Source organism: Leisingera sp. MMG026 (genome assembly GCF_021654205.1).
In the GTDB taxonomy this organism is placed as follows: domain Bacteria; phylum Pseudomonadota; class Alphaproteobacteria; order Rhodobacterales; family Rhodobacteraceae; genus Leisingera.
The window spans coordinates 1-7331 of record NZ_JAKFZM010000086.1 but is presented as its reverse complement, the minus strand read 5'-3'; the positions used below and the strand labels follow the sequence as shown (position 1 = coordinate 7331).

General features: G+C 55.4%; 8 protein-coding genes. 1 reads left to right on the top strand and 7 read right to left on the bottom strand.

Going from position 1 to position 7331, the window contains the following annotated elements; all coding sequences use genetic code 11:
- Positions 1-286 (top strand): hypothetical protein (locus L1069_RS23120; protein ID WP_237457212.1); only part of this gene is annotated, 286 nt, incomplete at its 5' end.
- Between the two features lie 39 nt (positions 287-325).
- Here L1069_RS23120 and L1069_RS23115 read toward each other — a convergent pair.
- The 7 genes from L1069_RS23115 to L1069_RS23085 all read right to left on the bottom strand — a co-directional run.
- On the bottom strand, positions 326-1372 hold the full coding sequence (locus tag L1069_RS23115) for an adenylate/guanylate cyclase domain-containing protein (RefSeq protein WP_237457211.1): 1047 nt from the start codon (positions 1370-1372) through the stop codon (positions 326-328).
- Complete coding sequence (locus tag L1069_RS23110) at positions 1369-1746, bottom strand: response regulator (RefSeq protein WP_129372827.1); 378 nt, start codon at positions 1744-1746, stop codon at positions 1369-1371. Before L1069_RS23110 ends, L1069_RS23115 begins: the two co-directional genes overlap by 4 nt.
- A 25-nt stretch (positions 1747-1771) precedes the next feature.
- Positions 1772-2167: a response regulator gene (locus tag L1069_RS23105; protein WP_237457210.1), complete on the bottom strand. Its 396-nt coding sequence runs from the start codon at positions 2165-2167 to the stop codon at positions 1772-1774.
- Complete coding sequence (locus tag L1069_RS23100; protein WP_237457209.1) at positions 2164-4863, bottom strand: response regulator; 2700 nt, start codon at positions 4861-4863, stop codon at positions 2164-2166. The genes L1069_RS23105 and L1069_RS23100 overlap by 4 nt, the downstream gene beginning before the upstream one ends.
- Before the next feature lie 43 nt (positions 4864-4906).
- Positions 4907-5923, bottom strand: a complete 1017-nt coding sequence (tauA, locus tag L1069_RS23095) for a taurine ABC transporter substrate-binding protein (RefSeq protein WP_237457208.1) — start codon at positions 5921-5923, stop codon at positions 4907-4909.
- Positions 5924-5966: 43 nt separating this feature from the next.
- Positions 5967-6746: an ABC transporter substrate-binding protein gene (locus L1069_RS23090; RefSeq protein ID WP_129369653.1), complete on the bottom strand. Its 780-nt coding sequence runs from the start codon at positions 6744-6746 to the stop codon at positions 5967-5969.
- Between the two features lie 64 nt (positions 6747-6810).
- Positions 6811-7331 (bottom strand): transporter substrate-binding domain-containing protein (locus L1069_RS23085; RefSeq protein WP_237457207.1); only part of this gene is annotated, 521 nt, incomplete at its 5' end.

Below are 7331 nucleotides of genomic sequence, written 5' to 3'. Positions count from 1 at the left end.
TGCTGAGGCCGATCTTACCGGACCTCGTTCGCCCAGGGAGAGCGGCCGCCGCAAACACACCATGTCATTCGCTACGAGTGCAAATACAGGGATTGCCGGTTTGCGCACCTCTCAAAGATCGGAGGACAAAAATCTGGAAATACAGAGCCTCAACAGGGTTGCCGACGTGATTTCTAGCAACTTTTTGAAACATACCAACTCCGGTTCGATACATGTGCAGGGACTTTCTCAGAACCAAGAAACTTGCGGAAGCCGCCAAGGGTACATATCGCCAGGTGGCATCTAAGGGTGATCGGGCGAAACGGAGCGTGCGCAACAAGGCTCCCTACCGAATGCACGCGCATTCGATCAACTCGTGCGATCCTCTTCCCTTCAGTTCGACCATACCTTTTGACTTGCCGTCGAACGCATCGTGCAAGTTTCGCCATACGGCCTCGCTCACAAGCACCGTTCCAGGATCGGCATGACCGACGATGCGGGCGGCGATATTCACGGTATCTCCCCAGATATCAAAGGCGTAATTCTTTTGGCCGATGACTCCACCAACGAGCGGTCCTATGTGAATGCCGACCCGGATTTCCCAGCCTGAGGAATGTTCCGCCACGGCATCAATCATGTCCAAGCCCGTCTGAACACTGGCCTTCGCAGGACTTTCGACATGGTTCAACAGCCCGGCGGTTGCCATGAAGGCATCCCCAATCGTTTTGATCTTTTCCAACCCGTTCCGGGTCGCGATGTCCTCGAAGGCGCGGACCAGATCCTGAAGATGGGATACAACAGTTTCTGCCGAATTGTCGTTGCAATAACTCGTGAAACTCACAACGTCGCAGAACAAAACCGCCACATCTTCGAAATGACGCGGTCTTACAGAATTGGTGGATTTCAGTTCGTGAACCGCGGCGGCTGGCAGGGTCGCATGGAGCAGATCGTCGGTGCGTTTTTTTTCAACCTCGATTTGTTTCATGTAGCCCGCCTCCTTATCTCTCAGGCGCTTCTTTTCGAGGCTGGCGCGAATACGCGCACGCAGGATCGCAGCGTTGAACGGTTTCGGGAGATAGTCTTCGGCACCGGCTTCGATACAGCGCACAACGCTTTCGATTTGATCGACGGCGGAAATCATAATGACCGGTATTGAGCGCAGGCGCATGTCGGATTTCATCCGCTCCAGCGTTTCATACCCGTTGAGAACCGGCATCATGATGTCAAGCAACACGAGGTCGTATGGCTTCTTTCCGAGCAGATCAAGCGCCTCCTGGCCATTCTCGGCCACATCGACATTCTCATAGCTCTCGCGCTTCAAGCGCCGCAGGAGCGTATAGCGGTTGTCTTCGTTATCATCGACAATGAGAAGAGCTGGTCCATCCGAGGTCAAGATGCTTGCCTCGCCTGGAGCAGCGCGTCGATCTTGCCGAGCAGGCGTGGCATGTCGACGGGCTTGGTGTCGAAATCGTCGCATCCGGCATCATGTGCTTTTGCGCGATCCTCGGCCATGGCATGCGCTGTCAGCGCGATGATCGGGATGTCCGACGTGGCAGCGTTCGATTTGATTCGGCGGATCGCTTCCCAGCCATCAAGAACAGGTAAACCCAAATCCATGATGATCAACCGAGGCATTTCCGATTGTGACATGTCCACACCTTGTTTGCCATCGGGCGCTACGACAACTTCGTATCCTTTCCGGGCTAACCGCTTTGTGAGCATGTAGACATTGTCTTCGTTGTCCTCGACGTAAAGGATTTTCACCATTCCCACTTCAACTCCTTATCTTCGGTCAATGACCTTCGCCTGAACCTGGTTGCTGACCATGCTCTGCGAGGACTTCGATCCGGCCGCAAAGTGCCTTCATATCGACCGGCTTTGAAAAGAAATCCGAGCATCCGGCCTCTATCGCGCGCCTGCAATCCTCGGGCATGGCATAGGACGACACCGCGATCACCGGAATATCGCGGGTGGCGGCGGCTGCCTTCAGCCGACGGGTGGCTTCCCAACCATCAATAATGGGAAGATCGAGGTCCATCAGAATAATGGACGGATCGGTCGTGCCCGCCATTTCCAGACCGACCGCGCCGTCGCGGGCAATCAGGACCTCAAAACCATGTTTGCCCAACCTACGTGTAAACAGGAAAATGTTGTCTTCATTGTCTTCAATGTAAAGCACTCGGATCATCCCACGGCCTCCTGCGTGGGTTGCGGTGTGTTCTCTGCAATGATCTCACGGATCGTGGCCAAGAGCTCGCTCCGACCAATATCTGCTTTTTTCAAGATCTGCGTGACGCCGCCATTTAGCCGCTGGTGATCTTCCGGCGTCAAGTTTGCCGCGGTTAGCACGACGATCGTTATCCTGCCATATTCAGGGCGTTGACGAAGCGCTTCAAGGAACTGAAAGCCGTCCATTTCCGGCATCAGCAGGTCAAGCATAATGAGATCGGGCTGACATCCATTCAGGCGCTCGATCCCGATATTGCCGTTCTCCGCCTCAGTGACGTCCCAACCGTTCTTGGAGAAGATTCCGCGTAAAACGTCGCGTACATCGGGATCATCCTCGACTACCAGCACCTCTGGTGTCCGGTCCTGCGGATGGTATTTTGATAGCAAGGCTTTCATCTTTTCGCGGTCGATCGGCTTTGTCATGTATTCAGACGCGCCCAGAGCAAAACCGCGATCGGGCTCTTCGGTCATGGTTGCCATGATGACGGGAATTGCGGCGGTCTCCTTGTCTGACTTGATCTCCTTGAGAAACTCCCAGCCATCCAACTCCGGCATCACGACATCAAGTGTGATTGCAGAGGGCATCAGTCTGCGCGCGAGTTCGAGTCCGTCCCGGCCATCGACGGCGGTCACGACATCGTAGCCTTCTTTAGCCAGCATGACGCGCATCAGCTCACGGGACGCCTTGTCGTCATCGACCACCAGGATCCGTGGGTTGTCACGCCGAGCTGAATTGATCGGCAGCGCCGGCGGGCGCTTGGACATGGGTGATGCGTCGTCGTCGCCCGAACTGACACCTGCCACGCGTGGCAGGTGAAAGGTAAATGTTGCACCCTCGCCAAGCGCGCTTTGCACTTCGATGTCACCCCCCATCATCCGCGCCAGACGCCGACTGATTGCCAGGCCCAGTCCGGTGCCGCCGAAGCGGCGGGTGGTCGAGCTGTCGGCCTGGCTGAAATCTTCAAACAACCGGTCAATCTGTTCTGCACTCAACCCGATGCCAGTATCTGTAACCGAAATCGAAACCGTCGAACCGCGATCATCCTCCACCGCCCGCGCCACCAGAGCGATCCTTCCGTTTTCGGTAAACTTGCTGGCATTGCTCAGAAGATTAAGGATGATCTGGCGCATTCGCGTCTGATCGGCAGCGATCGTCCCGAGATCATCCGGGCAATCAACGGTCAACTCATTCCCGTTCTTTTCGGCCATCGGACGCACAGTTGTCGTTGCGTCTTGGATCAGGCTCAGCAAGTCGAAGCTTTCGATATACATCTCAAACTTGCCGGCTTCAATTTTCGATAGATCGAGAATTTCATTTATCAGGTTCAGCAGGTGCTTTCCGGCGCGCGAAATGCGTTCCAGAGGCTCAATAAAGTCCTCCTGTCCGAATTCCTCGGCATCTTCCATCAGCATCTCGGTAATGCCAATCACCGCATTGAGCGGCGTCCTCAGTTCGTGGCTCATATTGGCGAGGAACTGGCTTTTCGCACGGTTCGCCTCCTCGGCTTCCTGCTCCCGTTCCTTGAGTTCAGTTATGTCGGTGTAAACGGCAACGGTGCTGTCGTCGTCGGTTTTTCGCTCGCTGACGCGGATCCAGCGGCCGTCCGCACGTTCTTGAAGATGTGTCTCTCCCGGGTTCTTGTGCTGCGCGTTTCGCTCCGCGATCCAGTCCTCCGGTGCATCGAGCGCATCCTTGATAAGACCTTTTTCAGCGGCACTTCGGATGATCTCATCGAACGAGGCACCAGCGACAACGATGTCTTCGATTCCGTGATAGAGGAGTTCACGATATCGACGGTTGCAAATGATCAGGCGATCATCGGGGCCGTACAATGAAAACCCGTCGGAGATGCTTTCAATGGCATGAGACAGCTGCATTTGGGCTCGTTTTGCAGCAAGGGTCGCTTCGGCCAGTTCACGGGTCCGTTCCTCGACACGCTGTTCCAATTCGTCGCGCGCCCTGCGTAGCGCCGCCTCATCCGCCTGCTGGCGTTTCTGCATTTCGTTGAATGCCGCGACAACCGTGCCAATCTCGTCACGGCTGAGCCAGTCCACCGGAACGCGCTCACCTTTGACGCGGGCACTGTTGATCGAATTCAAGAGCCGTTCGAGTGGGATACCGATTGTGCGGCGATTTGCGATCAACGTGCTAAAAATGATGGCCCCGAGAAGAAGAGCGCCCAGGATTCCGGCCGTCGTCAGCCTCTGTCGTGCAGCGGCGCGTATCTGGGCGTCAGTCAGCGCGATGGCCAGGCGCCCGATGACCTCGCTGCTATCGTCATACACATAGACGATCTCTTTTTCCGCAAAGAACTGTTCCTGCTCTAGATCTTCGACCTTTCCAATCCACGCAACCAGTATGTCCTGATCGTCATAGACCGCAGCGCCCGAGATATCCGGATCAATGGCAAGGGCTTTGAGGATTAGCTTGATCTGCTCGTCGGCAACGTTCCACATCGATTCCGCAACCACGGCACTTTGGATTGCGACCAGTTTTTCGAGCTTGTTATTGAGCCGGTCTTCGGCTTCGCGCTGCGCATTGAATTCAAAAAGCCCAAAAACAATTACGGTCGATGCAAGAACCAGCGGCGTCACAACGGCAAGAAATTTTGCCCGGATCGACCTGAACGAAAATATTCCTGGCTTTTGCTTCATCAAATACACTCTGTACGCAGCACGCTATGTTTGCTTTTGTCCGTCAACACGCGCCCTCAAGAACCATCTCGACATAACGAGGATTCACATGCCGCGCGAAATCGTCTACGACACTGCGAATTTTACCCTGCTCGCGCAGGAACTCTGCAGTGAAACTCAGCGCCTGGGCGACACCTCCCTCGCCGCCGCCGCCAAGCCAGCGCGGCGATGCTTGTTCTCTGAGCGTTGGAAAATCGTAAAGGCCCAGAACCACCGGCACGTTTTCGGGATCACCCCCGGCCAGGCTGACGATCGCGGCGACCTGATCCGATCCCGACGTCCAGGCCGAAGGATTGGCAAGATAATCTGCATCCGCAGCCGCAACGGTCTTGATCAATTTGCACATGAAATCCGGGTTCTGGGCGGCGAATGTCCTGTCGACAACCATCGCATCGAACGTGGCCTTCCCCCAGCTTGACAGAACACCAGAGGTGATCAGCACTTTCCCGGACTTCTTGATTTCGCTTAATGCCGGATCCCAGACAAAGGCAGCGTCGATCTCACCACGTTGCCACGCCTCCGCGATCTCCTGAGGTTGCATGTTTCGTATATCGACATCCTTCTGCTCAATCCCAAACTGCTCGAGCGCAAAAAGAAGGTGGAAATGTGTGGTTGAAGCGAAAGGCACGCCGATGGTCTTGCCCGCCAGATCCCGAGGCGCGATTACGCCGGCTCCGTCCCGAACAACCAGTGCTTCCGCCGCCGCTATATCTTCCAGAATCCAGACGACCTCAATGTCCAGGCCCCGGCTGATACCGGCGGCAATCGGGCTTGACCCGGATTGCGCGATCTGAACATTGCCCAAAATCATCGAGTTGATGACCTTTGCGCCGGACTCGAACTTTCGCCATGCCACGGGCTGGCCAACGGCTTGCTCGATTTCACCGCTCACGATCGCCGTCTTCCAAGGATTATACATCAGCTGGTAGCCGATCGTGACATCGTCCTGCGCACTTGCCCCGCGCGCACCCAACTGCGCGACGCAAAGCAGGGCCAACATCACCCGCCGAACCGCTTTCATCTCACGCCTGCAAAGTCACTGACCCGGCGCCGAACAGCCGCCTTCATTGCGAAAACGCAGTCGCGAAGTAATTCTCCGCGATATCGTCCGCATTCACCTGAGCGAGTCCCGCATTGAATTTTTCGAGCATCGCACGACCATCCCCGTCATCGCGGAAACACAGATATAGCGTCTTGTCTTCCAGTGGGGTGGCGTTGAATTGCAGGTCATCTCGGTTTGATTTCAGGCTTGGTTCCGTCGCTTTGAGGTATTCAAGCACGAATTTGTCTATGACAGCGGCGTCAATGCGCTTGCGCACCAGTTTCTTCAGATTCGTAAGATCGTCGTTTGACGGAACCGCCAGGATCCAACCGGTTCCAACTTTTTGATCGAATTCGTCGGTATTCGCGTAGCCGAGGACCGTTCCGATCTTCAGCTGCTGTTCACCGATGGAATCGAGGCTGTCCCACGAAATTGGCGCAGCCGCATTTTCAGCAAATCCCAAAGGACCATTGCCGATCGGATCGGATGCGATGAAACCTTCCTGGTGGCGGCAATGATATCCAGGGAAGTATGCAATGACTCCGTCCTTGCCATCTTTTGCCATATCGATCGCACGTTTCCATGGGCGATAGGCAACATCTGTTATGAACCCTGCCTTCTCAAAGGCCACGCGAACCACTTCTGTCGTCGCTCCGCCACTGGGCAGATCACTGCCGGTGTAGGGTGGCCAATCCAGCGTCGAGATGTGGGTCATCTGATCCTGCGCCACAGCTGGCGACGCGCATGACAGTGCAAAGATCGCAGCCGCCGCGCGACATGTCTGAGACATCGCAGTAAACATGAAAAAAATCCCCCCAATTTTTTGTGGCAACGCAGACCGAACGGCGCAGCGTTACCTTACGTCATTACAACCCATATCGTTGCTTTATGGCAAGAAATTTAGGTGTCGTCTTGAACTCAGTCAGGGCTTTCGAAAACCTATCTGCAAGCGTCTCGTGACCTGGTTTCCGGCTGAAAAACAAATATCCCGGCGTTTCAGCGAGGCTTGGCAAGAGAGGTCGGACCTGATCTTCGACCCCCAACCGCCTGGCATCTGCAAGAAATGGCAGGGTCGTATCCAGAACAGTTTCGACCCGCCCAAGCGTCAGGAGTTTGATCATGCTTTCGCGACCCGTGGCTTCGACGCGCGACATGCCGTCCGCTTCAAGTTCATTGTCGATGCCTCCGTAGCTGTACCCTTTTACCAGCGCAAAGGATTTTCCGGAGAGCGGGCTACGGTAGGAAGTGGTCAAGCTGGAATCCATGCGCACGAAAAGCGTTGCATCATAGTTCAGTAACGGCTCGTCCGGGTAATGGCTGAAGTCTTCACGCTCTTCGGTTCTCGTACCACAAAGGCCCGCGTCCACACGTTGGGTCTCGACGAATT